Genomic DNA, 22,157 nt, shown 5'->3' with positions numbered 1-22,157 from the left:
ACCATGACCACCAAGATCCCCGTCACCGTCCTGGGCGCCACCGGCGTCGTCGGCCAGCGCTTCGTCCGCCGCCTGGCAAACCACCCCCTCTTCCGCGTGGAGCACCTCGCGGCCAGCGAGCGCAGCGCCGGCAAGCGCTACCGCGACGCCTGCGCCTGGCGTCTGGACGGCGAGCCCTACGGCGGCCTGGGCGATCAGGTGATGGCCGAGGGCACGCCGGAATTCGCGCTCTCGCCCGTGGTCTTCAGCGCCCTCGACACGGCCCCCGCCAGCGAGCTGGAGCCGGCCTTCGCGCGGGCCGGGGCCATGGTCTTCTCCAATGCCGCGGCTTTCCGCATGTCACCGGAAGTGCCCCTCCTGGTGCCTGAGGTGAACGCCGCCCACCTGGGTCTGCTGGATCTCCAGCGCCACCACCACGGATGGAAGGGCGGCATCGTCACCAACGCCAACTGCACGGCCACCGTGCTCGTGATGGCGCTGGCGCCGCTGCACGAAGCCTTTGGTGTCGAGGCGGTGATGATGACGTCCATGCAGGCCATCAGCGGCGCGGGTTATCCCGGCGTGCCCAGCCTCGACATCCTGGGCAACGTCATCCCCTTCATCCGTAATGAGGAGCCGAAGGTCGAAGAGGAGACGCCCAAGATGCTGGGCTGCTTCACGGGCAGCGGCGTGGAGCTGGCGCCCATGGCCGTCAGCGCCCTCTGCCACCGCGTGCCCGTGCTCGAGGGCCACACGGAGGCCGTCAGCGTGAAGCTGAAGGGCAACCCCTCCCTCGACGCCGTGCGCGAAGCGTTCCTGAATTGGAAACCCGAGCCCCAGCGCCTGGGCCTCTTTTCGGCGCCCGCCGTGCCCATCCACGTGCACACCCTGGAGGATCGTCCCCAGGTGCGCCGCGACGTGGAGCAGGACGAGGGCATGAGCATCCACGTGGGCCGCATCCGCGTGTGCCCCATCCTCGGCCTCAAGTTCGCGCTGCTGGGCCACAACACGGAACGCGGAGCGGCGGGCGGCAGCATCCTCAACGCCGAACTCGCCCACGCGAAGGGGTACCTCCGATGATCGTCCTCAAGTTCGGCGGCAGCAGCGTCGCGGATGCGGCCTGCATGCGGCAGGTGGCGGGCCTCGTGCAGGCGGCTCTGTCCAAAGCGCCTCTCGTCGTGCTCTCGGCCATGGGCAAGACCACCAACGGCCTCTTCGACGCCGCCAAGGCCGCCGAGGCGGGCGACCTGGCCGCGGCCATGGAGTGCCAGCGCGCCCTCATGGCCGCCCACCGCAAGGCGGCGGAGGAACTCTTCGACGGCGCCGTGCCCGAAAGCCTGGACGTGGCCCTGACGGACCTCTTCGGCGAACTGGAGCTGCTGCTGCGCGGCGTGGCCCTGCTGCGCGAACTGAGCCCCCGCAGCATGGACGCCATCGCCTCCCTCGGCGAGCGGCTGTCCACGCGCATCTTCGCGGCCTTCGTGGGTGGCACTTGGGTGGACGCACGCACGGTGTTGCGCACGGATGACGTCTTCGGTGAGGCGGTGCCCCAGCAGGACGCGATCCGCACCCTGGCGGCGGAGCACTTGGCACCCCGCCTTGGCGCAGGCCGATCCGTCGTCACCCAGGGCTACATCGGCGCCACGGAGGACGGCCTCACCACCACGCTGGGTCGGGGGGGCAGCGACTACTCGGCGGCCCTCTTCGGCGCGGCGCTCGGCGCGGAAGAAGTGCAGATCTGGACCGACGTGGAAGGCGTGCTCACCTGCGATCCGCGCATCGTGCCCGAGGCCCTGCCCATTCCCGATCTGAGTTTCGCGGAGGCCGCCGAACTCGCGGCCTTCGGCGCCAAGGTGCTGCACCCCGCCACCATCCAGCCCGCCGTCGAAGCGCGCATCCCCGTCACCGTGCGCCACACGCAGAAGCCCGAGGGCCGCTTCACGACCATCTCGGCCGAGGTGCGCACGGGTCGTCCCATCACGGCGCTGGCCAACCGCGGGCCGGTAACGGTGCTGACGGTGAGCAGCACGCGGATGCTCGCGCAGAGCGGGTTTCTCGCGCGGCTCTTTGAAGTCTTCGGTCGCCGGGGCGTGAGCGTCGACCTCGTTGCCACGGCTGAAGTCAGCGTGTCGCTGACCGTGGAAGCCGACGTGCCCCTGAAGCCCCTGCTGCAGGATCTGGCGGTCTTCGCGACGGTGGAGGTGCACGAGGACCGCGCCATCATCGCCGCCGTGGGCGAGCGCCTGAAATCCACGCCGGGCCTCGGCGCCCAGCTACTCACGGCCTTGGGCGACATCAACGTGGAGATGATCAGCATGGGCGCCAACGAGATCAACCTGAGCCTCGTCGTGAAGGGGGAAAGCACCGCCGAGGCGCTGCGCCGCCTGCACCGCGTGCTGGTGGGAGGCGCCGCGTGACCTTGCGCATCGGACTTTTCGGCCGAGGCCGTCTGGGCTCGGCCATCCTCGCGGAGGCCGGCGAAGGCCTGGCCTGGACCGTGGATAGGGGCGAGGCGCCCGGCGGCGCCGTGGACGTGGCCATCGACGCCAGCCTGGCGGAAGGCGTGGAAGCCCACCTGGACTGGGCCTTGGAAACGGGTACCGATCTGGTGATCGGCGCCACGGGCTGGTCCATCCCGGATCTGGAAACGCGGATCGGAGGTCGCATCGGCGTGCTGACGGCCACCAACTTCTCGCTCACCGTGGCCCTCATGGCGCGCCTGGCGACAGTGATGGGACGCTTCGCGGCCCTGGACCCGACTCGCGATCCCTACCTCTTCGAGCACCACCACCGCCTCAAGGCCGATGCGCCCTCGGGCACCGCCAGGACTCTGGCGGCGGCCCTGATGGCGGGCTGCCCGCGCAAGACCGAATGGACCCTCGGTACCCCCGCGCCGCACCAGCTCAGCCTGGGCGTGCTGCGCGCCGGCGCCGAATTCGGCACCCACACGGTGGGCCTCGACGCCCCCGCCGAGGTGCTGGAACTCACGCACAGGGCGCGCTCCAGGGCGCCCTTCGCCCAGGGCGCCCTCGCCGCCGCCCGCTGGCTGCACGGACGCAAGGGCCTCTTCACCATGGACGACTTGGGCGCGGACCTGCTCGACCCCTTGTTCACCAACTTGAACGAGGGGGGATCGTCCGCTCGCGGTGCTCGCTCTTCGTCCCCCCTCGAACTCCCCCACGGGGTATCCGGGCAAAGCCCCGATACCCCGTCCTTCGGAGGCAAGCCATGACCCTGGATCTGTCCGGCCTCGCCGTCGCGCTGGCCACGCCCTTCACGTCTGCGGGCGACCTGGACCTTCCCGCCTTCCGCAAGCTGGTGCGCCACGTGGTGGGGGGCGGGGTGGACACCCTGGTGCCCCTGGGCACGACGGGCGAGGCGTCCACCCTGCTGGATGCGGAGCGCGACGCGATCATCACGGCCTGCCTCGAAGAAAGCCAGGGCCGCACGGTGATCGTCGGCACGGGCTCGAACGCCACGCGCCAGGCCGCGGCCCTGACGCGGCGCGCGCAGGAACTGGGCGCCGCCGGCGCCCTGGTGGTGACGCCCTACTACAACAAGCCCAACCCCGATGGCCTGGTGGCCCACTACGCCGCCATCGCCGAGGCCGCGCCGGGCTTCCCCCTTGTGGCCTACAATGTGCCGGGCCGGACGGGCCAGAACGTGGTGCCCGCCCTGCTCATGCGGCTCTGGGAGAACCCCCAGGTGGTGGCCGTGAAGGAAAGCAGCGGCAGTTTGTCCCAGATCGCCGAGGTGGCCCGGACCCTGCCCAAGGGCAAGACCCTGCTGTCGGGTGACGACAACCTGGCCTTGGCCTCCATGGCCGTGGGTGCCTCGGGCCTCGTATCCGTGCTGGGTAACGTGCTGCCCCGGGAGACCTCGGCCCTGGTGGCCGCGGCTCGCGGCGGGAATGGGGCCGAGGCCCTGCGCCTGCACCAGCAGCTGCTGCCCCTCATGGACGCGCTGTTCGTGGAGAGCAATCCCGTGCCCCTGAAGGCGGCGCTGAAACTGCTGGGCCTCGGCACGGACGTCGTGCGCCTTCCCCTCGCGCAGGCCTCGGCGGCCACGCGCACCCTTTTGAGTGAGGCCCTCTGCCTGGCCTCGGACGGCACCCTTCCCGGAGTGATGTGATGGTCGTGGATGTGGATCTCATTCGTGGTTTCTTCAGCCAGGCGCCCGAGGCCCTGCTCGTCGATCCCCAGGCTCCGGCCATGCACCAGCTGCTGCTCGTGGGCCTGGAAACCGGCGCCATCCGGGCCGCGGAACGCCAGGAGGACGGCAGCTGGCAGGCCAACGCCTGGGTGAAGCAGGCCATCCTCTGCGGCTTCCGCCGCACGGCCATCGTGGCCATGGAGGGCCCGGGCTTCCCCATGTTCGACAAGACCGCCTACCCGCCGCGCCACTTCGGGCCGGAGGATGCCGTGCGCCTCGTGCCCGGTGGTTCCTCCGTGCGCCGCGGGGCGCACGTGGCCAAGGGCGTCGTCGTGATGCCCCCGGCTTACGTGAACGTGGGTGCCTTCGTGGACGAGGGGACCATGGTGGACAGCCACGCCCTGGTGGGCAGCTGCGCGCAGATCGGCAAGCGGGTGCACCTTTCGGCCGCGGCCCAGATCGGCGGCGTGCTCGAACCCGCCGGAGCACGTCCCGTCATCGTGGAAGATGAAGCCTTCGTGGGCGGCCTCGTGGGCCTCTTCGAAGGCATCGTCGTGCGCAAGCGCGCCGTGCTGGCTTCCGGCGTCGTCATCACGGGCAGCACGGTGATCTACGACCTGGTGAACGGCCGCGAGCTGCGCCAGGAGGTACCCGAAGGAGCTGTCGTCGTGCCCGGTTCCCGCCCGGCCTCGGGGGACTTTGCCAAGGCCCACGGACTCCAGGTGTCGGCCCCCTGTATCGTGAAGTACCGCGACGACAGGACCGATGCGGCCACCGCCCTGGAGCAAGCCCTGCGATGAAGCCTGCAGAACGTCTTTCCCAGCTCAAACCCTCGCCCATCCGCGCCATCACGGACGGCACACCGCCGGGCGCCATTCCTCTTGGATTGGGCGAGCCCACCTGGGACCTGCCCGAGGTGGGGCGCAAAGCCCTGCTGCGCGATCCAGGTCCCTGCGCCTACGTGCCCCACGTGGGACTCACGGAGCTGCGCAAGGCCGTCGCCGCCTTCCACAACGCCCACCTCGACGAGGTGCTCATCACCACGGGATCGCAGGGCGCGCTGTTCTCGCTGTTCCAGGCCTGGGTGAACCCCGGCACCCAGGTGCTCATGCCCGATCCGGGCTTCGTGGCCTACCCGGCCCTGGCCCGCATGGCGGGCGCCGAACCCGTCACCTACCGGCTTTCACCGGACCGCTTCCGCCTGGATGCGGACGAACTGATCCGCGTGCTGGAGGCGACGCCGGACGCCTCGGCCGTGATCCTCAACCTGCCCTCCAACCCCACGGGCGGCGGCGGCGACCTCACGGCGCTCAAGCGCGTGGCGGACGCCTGCACGGCCCGCGGCGTGCTGCTCATCTCCGACGAGGTCTACCGCGACCTGCACTTCGGCGTGCGGGCCCCCAGCCTGCGCGACGTCACGGACCGCGGCGTGGTGACGAGCTCCGTGAGCAAGGGCTGGGGCGCGCCGGGCCTGCGTGTGGGTTGGGCCGTGGGCGATCCCGCCTGGCTGGCCCCCGCCCGCGTGGTGCACGGCTATGCCGTCACCGGCACGGCCACGCCCGCCCAGTGGGCGGCCCTGGCCCTCATCGAGCATTCCGATACGGTGCTGGCCGAGGCCCGCGCCGCCGTGCAGCTGCGCTGGGAGGCCCTGGCGGCCGCCCTGCGCGAAGAGCTGGGACAGGTCGTGGCTCCGCCCGACGGCACCTTCTACCACTTCATGCCCCTGCCGCCTTCGGCCCACGCCGATCCCCTCGCCTTCTGTCTGAAGCTGCGTGACGAGGCCAAGGTCGTGCTCATCCCCGGCCTCGCCTTCGGCGAAGGCGGCCGCGGCCACGCCCGTCTCAGCTTCGCCGCGACGCCCGAGCAGCTGCGCGAAGGCGTGCGGCGCCTGGCGCCGTACTGGAAGAACTGAAAAAGATATTCACTGCAGTTAGAGGTTTTAATGCTTTTCGCTTTTGACGACACTCAGTGCCGCTCCCTCGCCGAAACCCATGGCACGCCCTGCTTCGCCTACTCAGGCGCGGTGGCTGAAGCGCAGTTCCGCGCGCTTCGCGACGTGTTGCCTGGGCGGGTGCGCCTCGCCTACGCGGTGAAGGCCAACCCCCATCCGGGCCTGCTGGCGCGCTTCGCGTCGCTAGGGGCCAGCTTCGACTGCGCGTCCATCGGGGAGCTGGGCCGGGTGGAGGCCCTGAATCTTGAGCCGGGCCGCACCTTCTTCGCGGGCCCGGGCAAGCGCGAGGCGGAGCTGCAGAAGGCCCTGGCCATGGGCGTACGCATCCAGGCGGAGGGTTTCGAGGACCTGGCGCGCATTGACGCGCTGGTGGATCGCGAAACCGCCGTCAACCTGCGGGTACATCCGGCCTTCGACGTCTCCGAGGGGAACCGCATCATCGGCGGCAGCGGGCCTTCGGCCTTCGGCATCGACGAGGAGGACGTGCCGGCCCTGTTGGCGCGCGCGGCGCAGCTGCGCCACGTCCGCATCCGCGGCCTGCATGTCTTCGCGGCCAGCAACCAGCGGGACGCCGCCAAGCTGAAGACCATCCACGGCGCCGTGCTGGACCTGGCCAAGCGTCTGCACGAGCAGCATGGCCTCACCTTCGAGCAGATCGACCTGGGCGGCGGTCTGGGGATTCCCTACGCGCCCGAACAGGCGCCCCTGGATCTGGCGGCCTTTGGACAGGGACTGTCGGATCTGCTCGGGCGGCACGCCTGGTACAAGGGCGAACTGATCCTGGAGCCGGGCCGCTTCCTGGCGGGCCCCTGCGGCGTCTACCTGGCTCGGGTGGTGCGCATCAAGGAGAGCCGGGGCACACGCTTCGCCATCCTGGAGGGTGGCATCAACCACCTCATCCGCCCCCTGCTCACGGGCGAACCCTTCCCGGTCAAGGCCGTGGGCCAGGGGGAAGGCGCCGCCGCCCACACGCTGGCGGGGCCCCTATGCACGAGCCTGGACCGCCTGGGCGAGGTGCGGCTGCCCGAGCTGAAGGCGGGCGACCTGCTGGCCTTCGGCAGCACGGGTGCCTACGGCCTGAACGAGGGCATGACCCATTTCCTGAGCCACCCGGTGCCGCCGGAAATCTGGGTGGGGTGAGGCCCTAGCCGAGCAGCGTGATCCAGGCGCCCCGCTGATCCTTGGGCAGGGCCTTGATCCGTTCGAGGAGCTTGAGGCGGACCTGCCAGGTCTTGTCCCCGGGGAAGAGGGCACGGCCGCGCAGGAGGTCCATCTCGGCCTCCTCCCACTTGGCCTGGCTGGCGTGGGCGACGCAGAGGGCGAGGGCCAGGCGGCCGCCCCGGGCGCGGAGGTCGGTGTCGCCGGGCTGCGCGCGAAGCAGGGTGTCGAGCACCTTCAGGGCGGCCTCGAGATCACCGGCCTGCAGGTGCTTTTGGAACTCAGGCAGGCTGGCGCCGGTGACGCCCCCGGCCAGCCCGGCCCTGGCCTTCTCCAGCAGCTGGGCTCCAGAGGCATCGTTGGGGCTGCGGTTCACGAAGGCCTCGGCGCGGAGGTAGGCCCGCAGAGGGTCAACGACGAGGGCGGCCTCGGCCTCCTGGCGGATCGAATCGGAGGTTTCGGCGAGGTCGGGGGCCTGGGCCTGCTGGGACACGGGGGCCACGGCGGCCGCCCGGGCGGCGCGGACCTCCTCCTTTAGGGCCTGGTCCTTCCGGTAGCTGTGGAAGAAGGTGAGGCCGAGGATGAGGGCGATGGTGCCGCTGCCCGCGTAGGCGAGGGTCTTGGTGTCCTTCAGCCAGGGCAGGCGCTCGGCGGCTTCCCGCAGCCGCTCGGGCAGGGACAGCCCTTCGCGCGGGGCCTGGGCCGTCTTGAGGAGGGCGGCTGGAGGTTCGACGCCCTGGGCCTCGGTGGCACCGGAGGCCTCCACGACGGCCATGGCGATGCGCCCCTGGGGATCCAGCGACACCACCGGGGTGGGCGGGGCCGCGACGGCGCCGGGTCCGCCGGGCTTGCGGCAGCGCTCCAGGCCCTGGAGGGCGCGGGCATTGCCCGGATCCAGGCCCAGGGCCTGCTGGAAGGTGAAGGCCGCCTCCTCGTGGCGCTGCAGGGTGAGCAGGTGCTCGGCCTGCCGGAGCTTGAGGTCCAGGGCCTCCGAGACGGTCGTCGCGGGTTGGGTCGGCGCGGCGGGCGCGGTGGGGGCCGGGGCCGAACCTGCCTCCGCGCGGGCCTGTCTCAGGTAGCCCTCGATCTCGGTGCGATGGGGTTCCAGCGCGAGGACGCGCTCCCACTTGGTGATGGCTTCTTCCACCAGGCCCATGTCGTAGAGCTGGACGGCCTCGCGCAGAAGCTTGTCGATGTCTTCGTCCCCGTGGAGGGCCTCCACTTGCACCGGCGCGGGACTCGGGGCCGCCTCCAGGGGAGGACGTCCCAGTTCGCGGCGAGCCCCGTTGGCATAGCCGCGGGCGAGGGCGTGGGCGGGATCCAGGGAGAGGGCCTGCTCCCACTTCCGCAGCGCGTCCTCCAGTTGGCCCATGTCGTAGAGGGTGCAGCCCTCGGCGACCAGGCGCTCGGGATCCGGGGCGGGTGCGGCAGGCCGCTCGACGGCGGGAGGCACCGGCGCCGCTTCGCCAGGTTCGGCGCCGAATGCAGAGACGGGTTCGGGCTGCGGAAGGGAGGAAGGCAGCGGCACTGGTTCCTCGGCCACCTCGATTACGGGCTCGGGCTGCGGTTCAGGCGACGTCGCGGGGGCTGCCACTGGGGCCGAGGCGGGTTCGGGGGCCGGTGAGAGGACGGGTGCTGGGGGCGGTTCCGGAGCCTTCGCCTGGGCGGCTTCGGCCTCGCGGAGGGCCAGGAGGCGCTGCTTCACGAGGACCAGGCGTTCGCGGGCCTCGGCGTGGGTGGGCTGCTGCTTGAGGATGGCCTGCCAGATCTGGCCGGCCTTGACGATCTCCCCCTTGGCAAAGAGGTCATCCGCCTGACGGAGATGGGGCGCGTAGGGATCGGGCGTCATGGGTCGCGTCTCAGTGAAGCGGGAATTCGTCGGTGCTGCGCACCAGCAGCATGAAGGTGCTGTTCCCGCAGGTGAATTCCTGCTGGCTGAAAAGCTGGACGGCACCCGTGATGCGCTCGCCGTTGACCAGGGTGCCGTTGGTGGACTGCTGATCGCTGATCCACACGGTGCCGTCCCGGTGGATCTCCAGCAGGGCGTGTCGGCGGGAGGTCTCGGGGTCCAGGGTTACGACGTCACCTTCCTCGCGGCCGATGACCGTCTGGGGGTTTTCGATGACCTTCACGGTGGAGGCCTGGGGCCCGGACAGGAAGGCCAGGCTGAACTTCAGGCCCGGGGGCATGCCCGGCACCTGGAGGCCTGCGGCCACGAGCATGGCTTCGCGATCGCGCCGGGCCGTTGTCTGGGCCGCCGGGATCGGGGCGGGGGGCGTCGGCTCGTTGGGGGGCATGGGGGCCGGGACCGTCACGAGGGGAGGTTCGGGCATCAGGGGCGCGGGGGCCAGCGTCGGGTTCATCACCTCGAAGACGTGGCTGCATTTCGGGCATTTGAACCGCTTGACCCGGACGGTGCCGAATCGACTGTCGTCATATTGGAAGCGGGCCTGGCAGGCCGGGCACACCACGATCATCGGGCCCTCGGGAAGCAGTTGCAGTGTATCCCTACTTCTTGCGCGTGGCGAAGAAGCTGAATTCGCTGCGCAGGGGAATGCCCTCGGGGAGCTTGAATCCCGTGACCGTGGGGGGCAGGGGCTGGTTGACCTTCAGCGCGCCGAGTTCGAGGAACCAGGTGTCCCCGCTGCGCTCGATCCACTGGATCTGACGCGGCAGCCAGGACTCCTTGTCCACCCACAGATTCAGGGTCTGCATCCGCTTGCGGAGCGACAGAGTACGCGGCGTGAGGGTGAGGAACCAGGTGTTGGAGCCATCCTTCGCGTCGGAGAGGGCGATCTGGAAGTAGTCCGACAGGTAGCTCAGCTTCTGGCCCAGGCCCAGGAATTTCCGGTCGGCGTTCTTGATGAAGCCGATCTTCATGAGCTCGCCTTCGCGGGCCTCGGGGCTGTACGAGATGAGGGCCTTGGGCGTCAGGTGGAGGATGAGGTCCTCTGGAGGTTGGAAGGCGAAGTGCGCGAAGTCGGAGCCCTGGAGGTACAGCGTGCCCTTCGTGACCGAGGGCGTCTTCAGGAGGGCGCGCCGCAGGGTGAGGGTGAAGGGGCATTGCAGGGTCTGGGCCTGGGCCTGGGCGGCGTCGAAGCGCTCCACCACCTCGCGCAGGGGAGGCGGCGCCTGGGCGGCCAGGGGAGGCGCGGCGCCCAGGGCGAGCAGGATCAGGACGAGGAGGGTTCGGGACATGGACACTCAGTGGGATGCGGTGGACAGGGCGAGGGGTTCCCGCTGATGGGCCACGTGCAATGCCACGGTGGTGCCCCGCAGGACCTCCTCGGCGGCGAAGCGGGCCAGGTCGGGGTGGTTGTTGGATTCGCTGAGGTGGGCCAGCACGAGCCGTTTCAACCGCGGCGAGCAGACCCGCGCCAGCAGCTCGGCCATGGAGGCGTTGCTGAGATGGCCCACCCGGCTGAGGATGCGGGCCTTGAGCTGGGGCGGATAGTCGCCTTCGCGCAGCATGTCCACGTCGTGGTTGGCCTCCAGCACGAGGAGGTCGAGCTCCTGCAGGTGGTCGGCCACCAGGGCCGTGGGATGGCCCAGGTCCGTGACGACGGCGCAGGCGCAGCCATCGGCCTCGACGCGGTAGGCCACGGGATCGGCCGCATCATGGGGCAGGGCGAAGGGCAGGACGCGCCAGCCCTGCCAGTCCAGGGCCTGGCCGGCCTTCAGCTCGACCCAGCGGTGGTTGGGGATCGGCTCTCCCTGGGCCTTTTCGGCGGCCTTGCGCGTGTCGGCCGTCGCGAGGATGGCCCAGTCGGTCCGGCGGAGGATGACGCCCAGGGCGCCGATGTGATCCGAATGCTCATGGGTGAGGGCCAGGGCCTGGACGCCCGCGGGATCGAAGGCCAGGGCCTCCAGGCGCTGCCGGATCTGGCGCAGGGAGATGCCCGCGTCGATGAGGAGCGTCCGCTCGCCATCCGACAGGGCGTGGCAGTTCCCCTTGGAACCGGAGGCGAGCGCCGCATAGTGCATGGTCCAGGATAACGCTTACACTGACCGCATGAGCCCCAGTCAAAAGCCCGCCCCGACCCTGCGTCCCTCCACCCTCGCGGATCTGGAAACCCACGTGGCACACCGCGTCGCCATGTTCCGCGACATGGAGATGGGCTCCGAAGAAGGCCTGAAGCGCATGGCCGAGGCCTTCCGCCACCAGCTGCGGGGCTGGCTGGTGACGGGCCAGTGCCGGGGCCTCATCGCCGAGGAGGCGGGCCGCCCCGTGGCCAGCGTGCTCATGCTGATGAAGGACTCGGTGCCCACGCCGGTCTCGCCCCTGTCGGTGCGGGGCTACCTCTTCAACGTCTACACCGAACCCTCACACCGGCGCCGGGGCCTGGCGGCCCTCCTGACCGAAGGCGCCCTGGACCTGGCCAGGGACCTGGGCATCGAGATCATGGAGCTGCACGCCAGCCTCGAAGCCGAGGGCCTCTACCAGCGGATGGGCTTCGCGCCGACCAGTGAGATGCGCCTCGTGATGGGCGCGGGCATCAAGACGCCGAAGCAGTGGAAGCATCGGCGCTGACGGCGTTCGCCGTCACGCCGCGCCAGCGCCACAGCACGAAGATCGCCAGGCCGCAGACCAGGGCGCAGGGCAGGCTGGCCTCCAGGCCGAAGGCCCCGCCCGTGAGCCATTCGGGCTTGCCGTGGAAGACCGGGGTCCACAGGCCCTTGACATCCGTCGTGCCGCTCACGCCGAAGCCGAGCAGGCTGCCCTGGGCCCAGTTCCAGCCCAGGTGCAGGCCGATGGGCAGGGCCAGGCTCTTGGTGCGCAGGTAGCAGAAGCCCAGCAGGATGGCCGCCAGCCCGATGTTCAGCGTGGCCCAGGCCTTGGTGGCGCCGTGCATGCCCGGGTTGCCCCAGTGCAGAAACGCGAAGAGGGCGGCGAAGACCAGCTGGCCCACCCAGGGGCCGGCGCCTTCCACGAGCCGCTGGAAGGGGTAGCCGCGGGACATGATCTCCTCGTTGAAGGCCACGCCCAGAAAGAGGAGGGCGGCGGCAAGCATCTGCCGGGCGCCGATGGCCGCGGCCTGTTCCCAATGGAAACCTCCGAAGCCCTTCACGACCAGGGCGGTCACCACCATGAGCAGGAGGCCCAGGAGGGCGCCCAGGCCGAACTCGCGGAACCAACGCGATCCCAGGCGGAAACCCAGGTCGCGGAAGGCTCGCTTCTCCAGGCGCACGCAGATGAGGCTGGCGAGGGCCATGACGATGGCGTTGATCCAGACGAGGAGGGTGTTGCTGGGCCGGGGCGCATGGAAGGCCTTGGCGATCATGCCGAGACCGATGCCCATGGCCATGAACAGCGCGATGAAGCCGAGGACCTTCCACCCGCTGCGGACAGAGCCCTCCTCGTTGAGGAACCACTTGGACATGACATCTCCTGGAAAACCGGGCTACGGAGGGATGCGCCCCCGGTTGAGCCCTACATGACGCTCTGGGTTTCGGCGAAGGTGCGGGAGATTTCCAGGAAGAGCCTTTCCTCGTTGGGTTTCAGGGCCACGGCGCGGGCGAACCAGACGGCGGCCTTCTTGCGCTGCCCGGCCACCAGCAGGGCCCGGCCGAAGGCGAGGAAGCGTTCCCAGGCGTCCTTGTCCAGCGCCAGCAGCACGCCCATGTACCGCTCGGCCTCGTTCACCAGGCCCACTTCCGCCAGGTCCACGGCGGCCTGGGTGACGGCCTCCTTGTTCTTGGGATCCCGGGCCAGGATCTTTTCGTAGCCCTCCAGGGCCTCGGTCTTGTAGCCGTGCTTCAGCCAGGCCTGGGCGATGAGGCGCAGTACCTGTCCATCCTTGGGTTCGCGGGTCTCGGCCTCCTTGAAGGCGGCTTCGGCCTTGGGCTTGTCCAGGGCCGCCAGGTAGGCCCGGCCGCACTCGGCCAGGTATTTCGCGTCCTTCGGCTTGAGGGCGCGGGCCTTGTCGGCGCAGCCCTCGAGGATGGCGCGGCGGTCCCCGTTGAAGAAGGCTTCGTCAAAGACAACGGGGGTGGGCACCTGCGCCGCGAGCGACAGGGTGGCGAGGGTGAAGACGAGGCTTGAGACGCGCATGGGCACTCCGGGAATGGAACCAGTCAGGAGCTAGCGAAGGTCGAGTTCGACATCGAAACGGAGACTGACGGGACCGGCTTCCGAGGGCCGGTCGCTCTGCAAGGTGCCCACCCAGGTGCCCGACCGGGTCGCGTCTGGTCTCAGGTCGAGGGTATCCAGACGGCGCCCGCCCTCTGGAAGGTCCTGGTAGCCGAGAAGCCGCATGCGATCGGGCCCGCAGGCGCCCGTCAGGGTGGGCGGATGAGCTCCGGGCACCTGCCAGCGGGCGAGGGCGCCCCGCCTCAGGATGGGTGTGGTGGGCCCGCCCGCGGACCAGCCCACGGGATAGGCCTCGCGGATCTTGGCGGCCGAGGCCGCATCGCCCTGCACGTCCAGGAGGCGGATCCGGACCTCGGCCACGGGAAGCTCGGCGGCCACGGCGGGGGGCGTGGTGGCCGCCGGCGGCCATGCGGCGGACGCAGGGACATCCAGGCTGAGGAAGGTGTAGTCGAAGCTGGCGGCGTGCTCCTGGGCCCGGTCGTGGAGCACCTTGAAACTGGGCGTGCCGACCAGATCCCGGCACCAGGCCCTGGCTTCGTCCCAGCGCCCGCAGTGGGTAGCGGCCACGAGGGCGAAAGTCTTGTCGCGGGGGCGCAGGTCGGTGAGGGGAAGGACGGGTTCCAGCGCCTCGGCCATCCGGGAGGGGTCTTCCAGACGGACGGCGATTTCGAGGGCCAGGGTGTTCATCGTGCGCGTGAATTCCTCGGGGACGTGCTCCTGGCCCACCCGATTGGAGAGGGCCTGGGCCGCTTCGCTGCGTTTCACGGGATCGGCGCCGCGATAGAAACTGGCGCCTCCGCGGGGGACGATGGTCCGGCGGGACTGGGCCAGGGCCGTGCTCACGAGCCGCCAGGCCTGCTCCAGATCCTGGCGCTCGCGGGTGACCGCAGGCACGGGCTCCATGCGGCTGCGCAGCAGGTGCGCCTGCAGGAGCCACTCCGCGGCGAGATAGCGGGTTCGCCACGTGGAGCTGCCGCCCGTAAGGATCATCTTCATGGCCGTCCGTTCCACGGGCGAGCCGGGCTCCACATCGGCGAGCGCCGCCTGGGGATCCGCCTGGAACTTGGCCAGGGAGCTCCTCAGGACGGCGGATTCATCGGCCTGAAGGCTGAGGATGGAAACCGTCAGAAGCAGGGGCAGGCGCATGGGGGCTCCTAGCTCGGTTCGGCGCCGTGATCGGCGTAGGCGAGGGCGATGGCGTTCCACATGCGCTCCTCCTGGGGCTTGGCCTGGCTGGCCCGGGCGAACCACTTGGCGGAGGCGTCGCGGTGGCCTTTGCGCAGGCAGGCGCGGCCGAAGGCCACACAGTTCTGCCAGTCCGAGGGATCCAAGATCCAGGCCCGCTCCATGAGGGCCTCGGCCTCCTTGGCATGGCCGAAATCCGACAGATTCACGGCGGCGCGGGTGAAGGCGTTCTTGTCCTTGGGATCGGCCATCTGCATGTCGGCGATGGCCTTCAGGGCCTCGGCCCGCTGCCCGGCGCGCATCCAGGCCACGGCGATAAGGCGGTGGACGTCGGCATCCTTGGGCTTGTCCATGCGGGCCAGCTGGAAGCAGTCCTCGGCCTTGGCCTTCTCCCCGGCGGCGAGGAAGGCGCGGCCGTATTCGGCGAGCATCTTCGCGTCCTTGGGGCGCAGCAGGCGCGCGCGGTCCGCGCAGCTGCCCGCCAGCCGCTTCGGGTCCCCCCGGAAGGCGGCTTCATCCAAGGCCTGGGAAAAGAGGGCCTGGGACAGAAGGGGAAAGGCCAGCAGGCCGGGTAGCAGGCGGCGCATGGGCACTCCGGAAGGGGTGGCTCATGATAAGCCACTTCGCCGCGCCGGGTGATTTGCGCGGGACTTGTCTAGGGGTGGGCTGTCCAGGCGGGGTTCTCCTGCTCGGCGAAGAGGAGGGCGATCTCGTTCCACATGCGGACCTCCTTCGGACGGGCCAGGACCGCCCGCTCCAGCCAGAGCCCGGCGAGGTCGCGCTTGCCTCCGCGCAGCGCGGCCCGGGCGAAGGCAATGGGATCCTCCCACTCCTTGGGCTCGAGGACGTGGATCCGCTCGATCCACGCGGAGGCCACTTCCCAATGCTGGGTGCGCAGGGCGGCGAAGGCGAAATCCTTGCCGTTGTTGTAGTCCTTGGGATCGAGGGTCCAGGCCCTTTCCATCAGGGTCTGAGCCTCTTCCACGCAGCCGGCGTCCAGCAGGTTGATGGCCGCGTGCTTGAAGACGTTCTTGGCCTTGGGATCCATCGTCTGCATGGTCTGCAGGGCCGCGAGAGCCTCGGGCTTCTGACCCGCGGAGAACCAGGCCATGGCGATGAGCCGGTAGGTCTCGGCATCCTTCGGATCCGACAGCGCAGCGGCCTTGAAGGTGACTTCGGCCTTGGCGCGGTCCCCCGCCAGCAGGTAGGCGCGGCCGTACTCCGCGAGCAGGCGCGAATCCTTGGGATCGAGGGCGCGGGCCCGGTCCGCGCAGACCGTCAGCACGGCCTTGGGGTCGCCCTTGAAGAAGGCCGCCGTGGCGTCCTGGCCCAGCAGGGGAAGCGAGAGGGGAAGTGCGAGGAGGAAGATGAGCCGCCGCATGAGACCGCCTACAGGGGGATGTTCCCGTGCTTCTTGGGGGGCATGGTGTCGCGCTTGGTGTCGAGGAAGGCCAGGGCCTTGACCAGCTTCAGGCGGGTTTCGCGGGGCAGGATCACCTCGTCCACGAAGCCGTGCTCGGCGGCGATGTAGGGGTTGGCGAACTTCTCGTTGTACTCGGCGATGAGCTCGGCCTTGCGGGCCGCGGGATCCGGCGCGATGGCGATGGACTTGCCGTGCAGCACGTTCATGGCGCCCTCGGCGCCCATGACGGCGATCTCCGCCGTGGGATAGGCGAAGTTGAAGTCCGTGCGGATGTGCTTGGAGGCCATCACGCAGTAGGCGCCGCCGTAGGCCTTGCGGGTGATGACGGTGATCTTGGGCACCGTGGCCTCGCAGAAGGCGAAGAGCAGCTTGGCACCGTGGCGGATGATGCCGCCGTGCTCCTGCGTGACGCCCGGCAGGAAGCCCGGCACGTCCTCGAAGGTGATGAGGGGGATGTTGAAGGCGTCGCAGAAGCGCACGAAGCGCGCGCCCTTCTCGCTGGACGCGATGTCGAGCACACCGGCGTAGAAGGCCGGCTGGTTGGCCACGATGCCCACGCTGCGCCCGTCGATGCGGGCAAAGCCGACGACGAGGTTGGGTGCGAAGGCCTCGTGCACCTCGAAGAAGTGGGCGTCGTCCACCACGCCGCGGATGATGTCGCGGATGTCGTAGGGCTTGCTCGCGTCGTCCGGCACCACCTTGTCGAGGTCCGGATTCTCCAGGGGCATATCGCGCTTGGGCGCGCGCCTAGGCGCCTCGCCCAGGTTGTTGCTGGGCAGGAAGGAGAGCAGCTCACGGGTGTGCGCCAGGGCCGCCAGGTCGCTTTGGGTGACGAAGTGGGCCACGCCGCTCTTGGCGCTGTGGGTGGCGGCGCCGCCCAGCTCTTCCTTCGTGACTTCCTCGTGGGTGACGGCCTTGATGACGTCGGGGCCCGTCACGAACATGTAGCTCGTGCCCTTTACCATGGTGATGAAGTCCGTGATGGCGGGGCTGTAGACGGCGCCGCCGGCGCAGGGGCCCATGATGAGGCTGATCTGGGGGATGACGCCCGAGGCCAGCGTGTTGCGCAGGAAGATGTCGGCATAGCCGCCCAGCGAGACCACACCCTCCTGGATGCGCGCGCCGCCGCTGTCGTTGAGGCCGACGACGGGGCAGCCCACCTTCATGGCCAGATCCATCACCTTGCAGATCTTCTTGGCGTAGGCTTCGCTGAGCGAACCGCCGAAGACCGTGAAATCCTGGGCGAAGACGGCCACGGGACGGCCATCCACGCGGCCGAAGCCCGTGATGACGCCGTCGCCGGGGATCTTCTCCACGCCCCAGTTGCGGTGGACCATGAGGGCGTCCATCTCCTCGAAGGAGCCCTCGTCCAGGAAGGCCGCGACGCGTTCCCGGGCCGTGAGCTTGCCGCCCTCATGCTGCTTCTGGATGCGTGCCTCGCCCCCTCCGGCCAGGGCCTGGGCATGCTTGGCTTTCAGCAGCTCGATCTTCTTTTCGAGGGACATGGGTACTCCCGGGCACAGGACCGTCGGCGGATCTGGGGATCTGCCCACAGTCTAACCCAGGGCCCGGGCGAAGCTCGACGCCGGCCAAACCGGCTTATTTGACGGCCTGAATGGCCACGAAGGTGGCGAACTTGTCGGCCCACTTCACGAGCTTGTCCTGGATGTTGCTCATGGCGGTGCCACTGATGGCGCGGTGATGGATGGCCATCAGCACCTCGCCGGACTTGGCGTCCACGATCTTCAGGTCCCAGGTGGCGGTCTCACTGCCGGCGCCGAGGCCGATGAGCCACTTGGCCGCCTTGCTCCCGGCATTGGCGTCCACGAAGCGGCCCACCAGCGCCAGGTCGCCGTCCGAGCGGCTCACCTTGGCCTTGCCGTTGAAGGCGCCGGTGAGAGCGCCGCGAAGCATGCCCGGGAAGCTGTCCGTCAGCTCGGTGGCCTTGGCGTTGTCCTTGCCGTCCCGGCCCTTGCGGAGCATGGCGGGATCCTCCCAGGCCTTCATGAACACCGTGTGGCCGCCGAGGTTTAGGCCGGGCTTGATCCAGTAGTAGTCCACATCGTCGCCCTTGGTGAAGGTGATGTCTTCGCCGAACCAGGCGGGATCCAAGAGGCCGTCGTCCTGGAGAGGGGCCTTGGGCGCAGCCGGCTTGGGTGCAGGCACAGGTGCAGTCGCAGTGACGGACGCAGGCGCTGCTGTGGTCGGAGGAGCCGGGGCCGCCTCCGTTTTGGGCGTTTCCTGAGCCGTGAGACAGAGGGCCGGGCCCAGAAGGAGGGGAAGCGCGCGCCGCATGGGACTCCAAAGGAGAGAAGGTTGTCCCTAGGTTAACCCACAGAGAGCCAGTGAATGGATTTGGACGTTGGTGAGAGCGGGGCTGAACGGAATGGGCTCAGCATAAAATCGCGTTAATTTAGATTAAATATACAATATCTAAAATTTCAGTTGTTTTATTTTTTACCCATGAAATGATCCCCTCGCTCCCGTCGACGAGCGCACCTTCTTAATTCAAATTCATGGAGCCACAACATGAAGCGTGTGATTTTTACTGCCGCGTGCAGTACGGTGCTCTTGTTTGCCCAGCAAACACCACTTTCCCTGAAAGCCAGTATTCCAGCCGGCCAAGGCCGGATGGCCAGTGGAACTAGTTCCGAATCTTCTCTAGCTGGCCTGCCGCAGGTGTGGATCCAACAGGCGTATGCCGGTGCTGGATGGGTCAGCGGTACGGCGTATGCCAAAGGCACTGGGCCGTGGACTTACCTTTGGTCCACTGGCGATACAACCCAAACTATTTTGGTGCCGGGCAAATTCAATGGAGGTAACACGGTCTATACGGTGACGGTTACCGATTCAAATGGCGTTACTGGCACAGCGTCATTTGTCCCTAATTGGTGAGGGTCATGACTCGGTCTTGATCGTGACTGTGCTGTTTTGCAGGTGAATCGTTCGCGATTGCAACTGGCGTGACCGAGCTGCTCACCCAGGGCACAAAAGACAGGAGTGCAAAGGCACTGGCCTATTGTTGCCCCGGGTGAACAGCTTTGAAAGTGAGAGATCGCAAAGCATTCCACTCACGTAATGGTGCAATCTACTATCGGACGGCCCTCGGCTGGGTCATTGCTTCGAGGCTGAGGGTTTCGTCGAGCTCGGCGGGGGTGAGCCAGCCCTTACGGAGGATCAGTTCGCGCACGGGGACGCCGGTCTCCAGGGCTTCCTTGGCCACTTCGGTGGCGCGCTTGTAGCCGATGGCGGGCATGACGGCGGTGACGATGCCGATGCTGTGCTCCACCAGGTCGCGGCAGCGGTCGCGGTTGGCGGTGATGCCGACGATGCACTTGGTGGTGAGCACGTTCACGGCGGCCGTGAGGTTGCGCATGCTGGTGGCCAGGCTGTAGGCGAGGATGGGTTCCATCACGTTGAGCTGGAGCTGGCCGGCCTCGGCGGCGAGGGTGATGGTGAGGTCGTTGCCGATGACCTGGAAGGCCACCTGGTTGACCACCTCGGGGATCACGGGGTTCACCTTGCCGGGCATGATGCTACTACCGGGCTGCATGGGGGGCAGGTTCAGCTCGCCGAAGCCGCAGCGGGGGCCGCTGCTGAGCAGGCGCAGATCATTACAGAGCTTGCTCAGCTTCACGGCGGCGCGCTTGACCGCGCCGGAGAACATGACGAAGGCGCCGGTATCGGGCGTGGCCTCCACGAGGTTTTCCGCCAGCACGATGTCCAGGCCCGTGACCTTGCGCAGCTCCTCGACGACCACTTGGGGGTAGCGGGGATCGGCGCAGATGCCCGTGCCGATGGCCGTGCCGCCCATGTTCACTTCGAGGAAGAAGCGGGCGATCTCCTGCAGGCGCTGGATGTCTTCGCCCGTGGTGACGGCATAGGCCTCGAACTCCTGGCCCAGGGTCATGGGCACGGCGTCCTGCAGCTGGGTGCGCCCCATCTTGATGACATCCGAGAATTCCTTGCCCTTGGCGTGCAGGGCCGCCTTCAATCGGTTCATGGCTTCGAGCAGGCTCTTCAGCATGAAGATCGTCGTGAGGCGCAGGGCTGTGGGGTAGACATCGTTGGTGCTCTGGCCCAGGTTCACGTGGTCGTTGGGATGGCAGAAGGCGTACTCGCCGCGCTTGTGGCCCAGCAGTTCGAGGGCGCGGTTGGCGATCACCTCGTTGGCGTTCATGTTGGTCGAGGTGCCGGCGCCGCCCTGCACCATGTCCGTGGGGAAGTGGCCGTGCCAGTGGCCGTCGATGATCTCCTGGCAGGCACGGTCGATGGCGTCGGCGATGGGGGCGTCCAGCAGGCCCAGGCGGGCGTTGGCGCGGGCGGCGCCCTGCTTGACCATGGCCAGGGCGCGGACCATGGCCGGGAAGTGGCTGGTGGGCGTGCCCGTGATGGGGAAGTTGTAGACGGCACGCAGGGTCTGCACGCCGAAGAGGGCGTCTTCGGGCACGTCCAGGGGGCCGATGAGGTCCGATTCCTTGCGGATCCGTCCGCTGGCGAAGGCCTGCTCGCGGCCCGTGCGCGGCGTGCCCGAGTAGAGCAGGCGCTGGTTCAGCACGTTGGCCACCTTGCTCAGCACGGCGATGGCGGCGGCGCCGTCCGAGGCCAGGCTGGCCAGCACGGCCTCTCGGTTCAGATCCAGCAGCACGGCAGGGGTGAGAGCCACGCCCGTCGCAGAATGGCTGCTGACGGACAGGAAGGACTGCTCGCCGGCCACGTCGCCGGGGCCCAGGAGGACGACTGGCTCGGGGCCGTCGCCGTTGTCGCGGCTGATCTCCACGCGCCCTTCGGCGATGACGAGGGCGCCCTGGCGGGTCTCGCCCTGCTTGAAGAGGGTCGTCCCCGCCGGCACCTCGCGGCGTTTCGCCGCCCGGGCGATGAGGCTCAGGTCCGCATCAGACAATCCGGAGAAGATTTCGCAACGGCGAAGAACCGACGTGTTCGCATCCATGGGGACACCTCAAAGCCTGAAATCAGCAGGCCCCATGCTACCGGCATCACTTTACGATTTGGTCACGTTTGGGGGGCCGCGTCTGACAGCTTGACGGAGTGTCATCGGGCGCCGGATCAGGGTTGCGGGGTCGGATCCTTCGTGATGGCGTCCTCGCGCAATTGCTCTCCGCCCACCACGTGGAAGTGGAGGTGGAAGACGCTCTGGCTCGCATCCTTGCCCGCGTTGGTGATGACGCGGAAGCCCTTGTCGAGGATGCCCTGGTCCTTGGCCACCCTTACGCAGGCGCTGAGCAGGGCCGCGCGGGTTTCCACGGGCAGCTCGTCCAGCTCCTTGAGGCTGGCCACGTGCTGCTTGGGAATGACGAGGAGGTGCACCTTGGCCCGGGGGCGGATGTCCCAGAAGGCCAGGACGTACTGATCCTCATAGACCTTTTTCGAAGGGGCCTTGCCCGCCACGATCCTGCAGAAGATGCAGTCGACGGGCGCCTCTTTGGCGGCCGGGGGCGGGGCTTGAGCCACCAGCCCCGGGCCACCGAGGAGGGCCAGGACCGACAGGAGGATCAGGGCGCGGCGCATCGCCGCCCGCCGATTCCGTTACCGCCCGCTCTTCTTCCAGTCGGCGAGGAAGCCCTCCACGCCCTTGTCCGTCAGGGGGTGCTTGAGCATCTGGTCGAAGACCTTGGTGGGGATGGTGGCCACGTGGGCGCCGGCCAGGGCCGAATCCGTGACGTGGCGGGGGCTGCGGATGCTGGCGGAGAGCACCTGGGTATCGAAGGCGTAGTTCTCGAAGATGGCGCAGATCTCGCGGATCAGGTCCATGCCCTCGAGGTTGATGTCGTCCAGGCGGCCCACGAAGGGGCTCACGTAGGTGGCGCCGGCCTTGGCGGCCATGAGGGCCTGGGTGGCGCTGAAGCAGAGGGTGACGTTGGTGTGGATGCCTTCAGAACTCAGGGCCTTGCAGGCCTTCAGGCCCTCGGCGATGAGGGGCAGCTTCACGACGACGTTCTTGTGGATCTTGGAGAGACGGCGGCCCTCCTCGATCATGCCCGGGGCCTCCAGGCCGATGACTTCGGCGCTGATGGGGCCGTCCACGATCTGGCAGATCTCTTCGATGATGGCTTCAAAGGGCTTGCCGGTTTCCTTGGCGATGAGGCTGGGGTTGGTGGTCACGCCGTCCAGCACGCCGAGGGCATTGATGCGCTTGATCTCATCGATGTTCGCGGTGTCGATAAAAAACTTCATGGTCGTCTCCTGGCCCGGCATGC

The 22,157-nt window shown here is 68.7% G+C and carries 23 protein-coding genes; 9 read left to right on the top strand and 14 right to left on the bottom strand.

Annotation, left to right across the window (positions count from 1 at the left end; genetic code table 11):
• Positions 1–3: 3 nt before the first annotated feature.
• The 7 genes from asd to QSJ34_RS08745 are packed head-to-tail and all read left to right on the top strand — an operon-like array spanning position 4 to position 7,222.
• Positions 4–1,059: an aspartate-semialdehyde dehydrogenase gene (gene asd / locus QSJ34_RS08775; RefSeq protein WP_285574012.1), complete on the top strand. Its 1,056-nt coding sequence runs from the start codon at positions 4–6 to the stop codon at positions 1,057–1,059.
• A complete protein-coding gene (lysC, locus tag QSJ34_RS08770) occupies positions 1,056–2,396 on the top strand; it encodes a lysine-sensitive aspartokinase 3 (RefSeq protein WP_285574009.1) in 1,341 nt (446 codons plus the stop codon). The genes asd and lysC overlap by 4 nt, the downstream gene beginning before the upstream one ends.
• On the top strand, positions 2,393–3,211 hold the full coding sequence (locus QSJ34_RS08765) for a 4-hydroxy-tetrahydrodipicolinate reductase (protein ID WP_285574006.1): 819 nt from the start codon (positions 2,393–2,395) through the stop codon (positions 3,209–3,211). The genes lysC and QSJ34_RS08765 overlap by 4 nt, the downstream gene beginning before the upstream one ends.
• Positions 3,208–4,110, top strand: coding sequence for a 4-hydroxy-tetrahydrodipicolinate synthase (gene dapA, locus QSJ34_RS08760; RefSeq protein ID WP_285574003.1), 903 nt, complete (start codon positions 3,208–3,210; stop codon positions 4,108–4,110). Before QSJ34_RS08765 ends, dapA begins: the two co-directional genes overlap by 4 nt.
• Positions 4,110–4,931 (top strand): 2,3,4,5-tetrahydropyridine-2,6-dicarboxylate N-succinyltransferase, encoded by an 822-nt coding sequence (locus tag QSJ34_RS08755; protein WP_285574000.1) that lies wholly within the window; start codon positions 4,110–4,112, stop codon positions 4,929–4,931. The genes dapA and QSJ34_RS08755 overlap by 1 nt, the downstream gene beginning before the upstream one ends.
• Positions 4,928–6,043 carry a pyridoxal phosphate-dependent aminotransferase gene (locus QSJ34_RS08750; protein ID WP_285573997.1) on the top strand — a complete coding sequence of 372 codons (1,116 nt, stop codon included), beginning with the start codon at positions 4,928–4,930 and terminating at the stop codon, positions 6,041–6,043. Before QSJ34_RS08755 ends, QSJ34_RS08750 begins: the two co-directional genes overlap by 4 nt.
• A 30-nt stretch (positions 6,044–6,073) precedes the next feature.
• Positions 6,074–7,222 carry a diaminopimelate decarboxylase family protein gene (locus tag QSJ34_RS08745; protein WP_285573994.1) on the top strand — a complete coding sequence of 383 codons (1,149 nt, stop codon included), beginning with the start codon at positions 6,074–6,076 and terminating at the stop codon, positions 7,220–7,222.
• A gap of 4 nt (positions 7,223–7,226) precedes the next feature.
• Here the strand turns inward: QSJ34_RS08745 and QSJ34_RS08740 are convergent, their stop codons facing one another.
• The 4 genes from QSJ34_RS08740 to QSJ34_RS08725 are packed head-to-tail and all read right to left on the bottom strand — an operon-like array spanning position 7,227 to position 11,224.
• On the bottom strand, positions 7,227–9,089 hold the full coding sequence (locus QSJ34_RS08740; protein WP_285573991.1) for a tetratricopeptide repeat protein: 1,863 nt from the start codon (positions 9,087–9,089) through the stop codon (positions 7,227–7,229).
• 10 nt (positions 9,090–9,099) lie between these two features.
• A complete protein-coding gene (locus QSJ34_RS08735) occupies positions 9,100–9,717 on the bottom strand; it encodes an FHA domain-containing protein (RefSeq protein ID WP_285573988.1) in 618 nt (205 codons plus the stop codon).
• Between the two features lie 31 nt (positions 9,718–9,748).
• Positions 9,749–10,438, bottom strand: a complete 690-nt coding sequence (locus QSJ34_RS08730) for a LolA family protein (protein ID WP_285573984.1) — start codon at positions 10,436–10,438, stop codon at positions 9,749–9,751.
• 6 nt (positions 10,439–10,444) lie between these two features.
• The gene (locus QSJ34_RS08725; RefSeq protein WP_285573982.1) at positions 10,445–11,224 is read right to left on the bottom strand and encodes an MBL fold metallo-hydrolase; all 780 of its coding nucleotides are present in this window, start codon (positions 11,222–11,224) and stop codon (positions 10,445–10,447) included.
• A gap of 28 nt (positions 11,225–11,252) precedes the next feature.
• Here QSJ34_RS08725 and QSJ34_RS08720 point away from each other — a divergent pair, with 28 nt between their 5' ends.
• On the top strand, positions 11,253–11,771 hold the full coding sequence (locus QSJ34_RS08720; RefSeq protein ID WP_285573979.1) for a GNAT family N-acetyltransferase: 519 nt from the start codon (positions 11,253–11,255) through the stop codon (positions 11,769–11,771).
• On the opposite strand, the gene QSJ34_RS08715 is transcribed toward QSJ34_RS08720, so the two are convergent.
• From QSJ34_RS08715 to QSJ34_RS08685, 7 genes are all read right to left on the bottom strand, one after another.
• A complete protein-coding gene (locus QSJ34_RS08715) occupies positions 11,737–12,621 on the bottom strand; it encodes a CPBP family intramembrane glutamic endopeptidase (RefSeq protein ID WP_285573975.1) in 885 nt (294 codons plus the stop codon). The two genes, QSJ34_RS08720 and QSJ34_RS08715, sit on opposite strands and share 35 nt — an antisense overlap.
• A 50-nt stretch (positions 12,622–12,671) precedes the next feature.
• Entirely contained in the window at positions 12,672–13,292 is a 621-nt protein-coding gene (locus tag QSJ34_RS08710) for a tetratricopeptide repeat protein (protein WP_285573972.1), read from the bottom strand.
• Positions 13,293–13,322: 30 nt separating this feature from the next.
• Positions 13,323–14,477 (bottom strand): hypothetical protein, encoded by a 1,155-nt coding sequence (locus QSJ34_RS08705; protein ID WP_285573967.1) that lies wholly within the window; start codon positions 14,475–14,477, stop codon positions 13,323–13,325.
• Positions 14,478–14,485: 8 nt separating this feature from the next.
• The gene (locus QSJ34_RS08700; RefSeq protein WP_285573965.1) at positions 14,486–15,103 is read right to left on the bottom strand and encodes a tetratricopeptide repeat protein; all 618 of its coding nucleotides are present in this window, start codon (positions 15,101–15,103) and stop codon (positions 14,486–14,488) included.
• 68 nt (positions 15,104–15,171) lie between these two features.
• A complete protein-coding gene (locus tag QSJ34_RS08695) occupies positions 15,172–15,897 on the bottom strand; it encodes a tetratricopeptide repeat protein (protein ID WP_285573962.1) in 726 nt (241 codons plus the stop codon).
• Positions 15,898–15,905: 8 nt separating this feature from the next.
• Entirely contained in the window at positions 15,906–17,444 is a 1,539-nt protein-coding gene (locus QSJ34_RS08690; RefSeq protein ID WP_285573960.1) for an acyl-CoA carboxylase subunit beta, read from the bottom strand.
• A gap of 94 nt (positions 17,445–17,538) precedes the next feature.
• A complete protein-coding gene (locus QSJ34_RS08685) occupies positions 17,539–18,234 on the bottom strand; it encodes a DUF4410 domain-containing protein (RefSeq protein WP_285573958.1) in 696 nt (231 codons plus the stop codon).
• Positions 18,235–18,468: 234 nt separating this feature from the next.
• On the opposite strand from QSJ34_RS08685, the gene QSJ34_RS08680 reads away from it, so the two are divergent.
• A complete protein-coding gene (locus QSJ34_RS08680; RefSeq protein ID WP_285573955.1) occupies positions 18,469–18,834 on the top strand; it encodes a hypothetical protein in 366 nt (121 codons plus the stop codon).
• 196 nt (positions 18,835–19,030) lie between these two features.
• Here the strand turns inward: QSJ34_RS08680 and QSJ34_RS08675 are convergent, their stop codons facing one another.
• The 3 genes from QSJ34_RS08675 to fsa all read right to left on the bottom strand — a co-directional run bounded on the left by QSJ34_RS08675 (position 19,031) and on the right by fsa (position 22,134).
• Positions 19,031–20,890, bottom strand: a complete 1,860-nt coding sequence (locus tag QSJ34_RS08675) for an aspartate ammonia-lyase (protein WP_285573952.1) — start codon at positions 20,888–20,890, stop codon at positions 19,031–19,033.
• Positions 20,891–21,006: 116 nt separating this feature from the next.
• Positions 21,007–21,411 carry a histidine triad nucleotide-binding protein gene (locus QSJ34_RS08670; protein WP_420798838.1) on the bottom strand — a complete coding sequence of 135 codons (405 nt, stop codon included), beginning with the start codon at positions 21,409–21,411 and terminating at the stop codon, positions 21,007–21,009.
• A gap of 75 nt (positions 21,412–21,486) precedes the next feature.
• Entirely contained in the window at positions 21,487–22,134 is a 648-nt protein-coding gene (gene fsa, locus QSJ34_RS08665) for a fructose-6-phosphate aldolase (RefSeq protein ID WP_285573946.1), read from the bottom strand.
• Positions 22,135–22,157 lie beyond the last annotated feature (23 nt).

Origin of the sequence: Geothrix limicola, assembly GCF_030268085.1 — a bacterium.
Lineage (GTDB): Bacteria > Acidobacteriota > Holophagae > Holophagales > Holophagaceae > Geothrix > Geothrix limicola.
Note: the sequence above shows the minus strand (reverse complement) of the source record. Positions and strands in the feature narration are given on the sequence as shown.

Excerpts from the sequence above, each read along its gene's own strand:
- QSJ34_RS08685 (WP_285573958.1), bottom strand. The coding sequence starts at position 18,234 with ATGCGGCGCGCGCTTCCCCTCCTTCTGGGCCCGGCCCTCTGTCTCACG.
- dapA (WP_285574003.1), top strand. The coding sequence starts at position 3,208 with ATGACCCTGGATCTGTCCGGCCTCGCCGTCGCGCTGGCCACGCCCTTC.
- QSJ34_RS08745 (WP_285573994.1), top strand. The coding sequence starts at position 6,074 with ATGCTTTTCGCTTTTGACGACACTCAGTGCCGCTCCCTCGCCGAAACC.
- fsa (WP_285573946.1), bottom strand. The coding sequence starts at position 22,134 with ATGAAGTTTTTTATCGACACCGCGAACATCGATGAGATCAAGCGCATC.
- QSJ34_RS08710 (WP_285573972.1), bottom strand. The coding sequence starts at position 13,292 with ATGCGCGTCTCAAGCCTCGTCTTCACCCTCGCCACCCTGTCGCTCGCG.
- QSJ34_RS08725 (WP_285573982.1), bottom strand. The coding sequence starts at position 11,224 with ATGCACTATGCGGCGCTCGCCTCCGGTTCCAAGGGGAACTGCCACGCC.
- asd (WP_285574012.1), top strand. The coding sequence starts at position 4 with ATGACCACCAAGATCCCCGTCACCGTCCTGGGCGCCACCGGCGTCGTC.
- QSJ34_RS08690 (WP_285573960.1), bottom strand. The coding sequence starts at position 17,444 with ATGTCCCTCGAAAAGAAGATCGAGCTGCTGAAAGCCAAGCATGCCCAG.
- QSJ34_RS08750 (WP_285573997.1), top strand. The coding sequence starts at position 4,928 with ATGAAGCCTGCAGAACGTCTTTCCCAGCTCAAACCCTCGCCCATCCGC.
- QSJ34_RS08730 (WP_285573984.1), bottom strand. The coding sequence starts at position 10,438 with ATGTCCCGAACCCTCCTCGTCCTGATCCTGCTCGCCCTGGGCGCCGCG.
- QSJ34_RS08720 (WP_285573979.1), top strand. The coding sequence starts at position 11,253 with ATGAGCCCCAGTCAAAAGCCCGCCCCGACCCTGCGTCCCTCCACCCTC.
- QSJ34_RS08755 (WP_285574000.1), top strand. The coding sequence starts at position 4,110 with ATGGTCGTGGATGTGGATCTCATTCGTGGTTTCTTCAGCCAGGCGCCC.
- QSJ34_RS08715 (WP_285573975.1), bottom strand. The coding sequence starts at position 12,621 with ATGTCCAAGTGGTTCCTCAACGAGGAGGGCTCTGTCCGCAGCGGGTGG.
- QSJ34_RS08695 (WP_285573962.1), bottom strand. The coding sequence starts at position 15,897 with ATGCGGCGGCTCATCTTCCTCCTCGCACTTCCCCTCTCGCTTCCCCTG.
- QSJ34_RS08680 (WP_285573955.1), top strand. The coding sequence starts at position 18,469 with ATGAAGCGTGTGATTTTTACTGCCGCGTGCAGTACGGTGCTCTTGTTT.
- QSJ34_RS08740 (WP_285573991.1), bottom strand. The coding sequence starts at position 9,089 with ATGACGCCCGATCCCTACGCGCCCCATCTCCGTCAGGCGGATGACCTC.
- QSJ34_RS08735 (WP_285573988.1), bottom strand. The coding sequence starts at position 9,717 with ATGATCGTGGTGTGCCCGGCCTGCCAGGCCCGCTTCCAATATGACGAC.
- QSJ34_RS08675 (WP_285573952.1), bottom strand. The coding sequence starts at position 20,890 with ATGGATGCGAACACGTCGGTTCTTCGCCGTTGCGAAATCTTCTCCGGA.
- lysC (WP_285574009.1), top strand. The coding sequence starts at position 1,056 with ATGATCGTCCTCAAGTTCGGCGGCAGCAGCGTCGCGGATGCGGCCTGC.
- QSJ34_RS08705 (WP_285573967.1), bottom strand. The coding sequence starts at position 14,477 with ATGCGCCTGCCCCTGCTTCTGACGGTTTCCATCCTCAGCCTTCAGGCC.
- QSJ34_RS08700 (WP_285573965.1), bottom strand. The coding sequence starts at position 15,103 with ATGCGCCGCCTGCTACCCGGCCTGCTGGCCTTTCCCCTTCTGTCCCAG.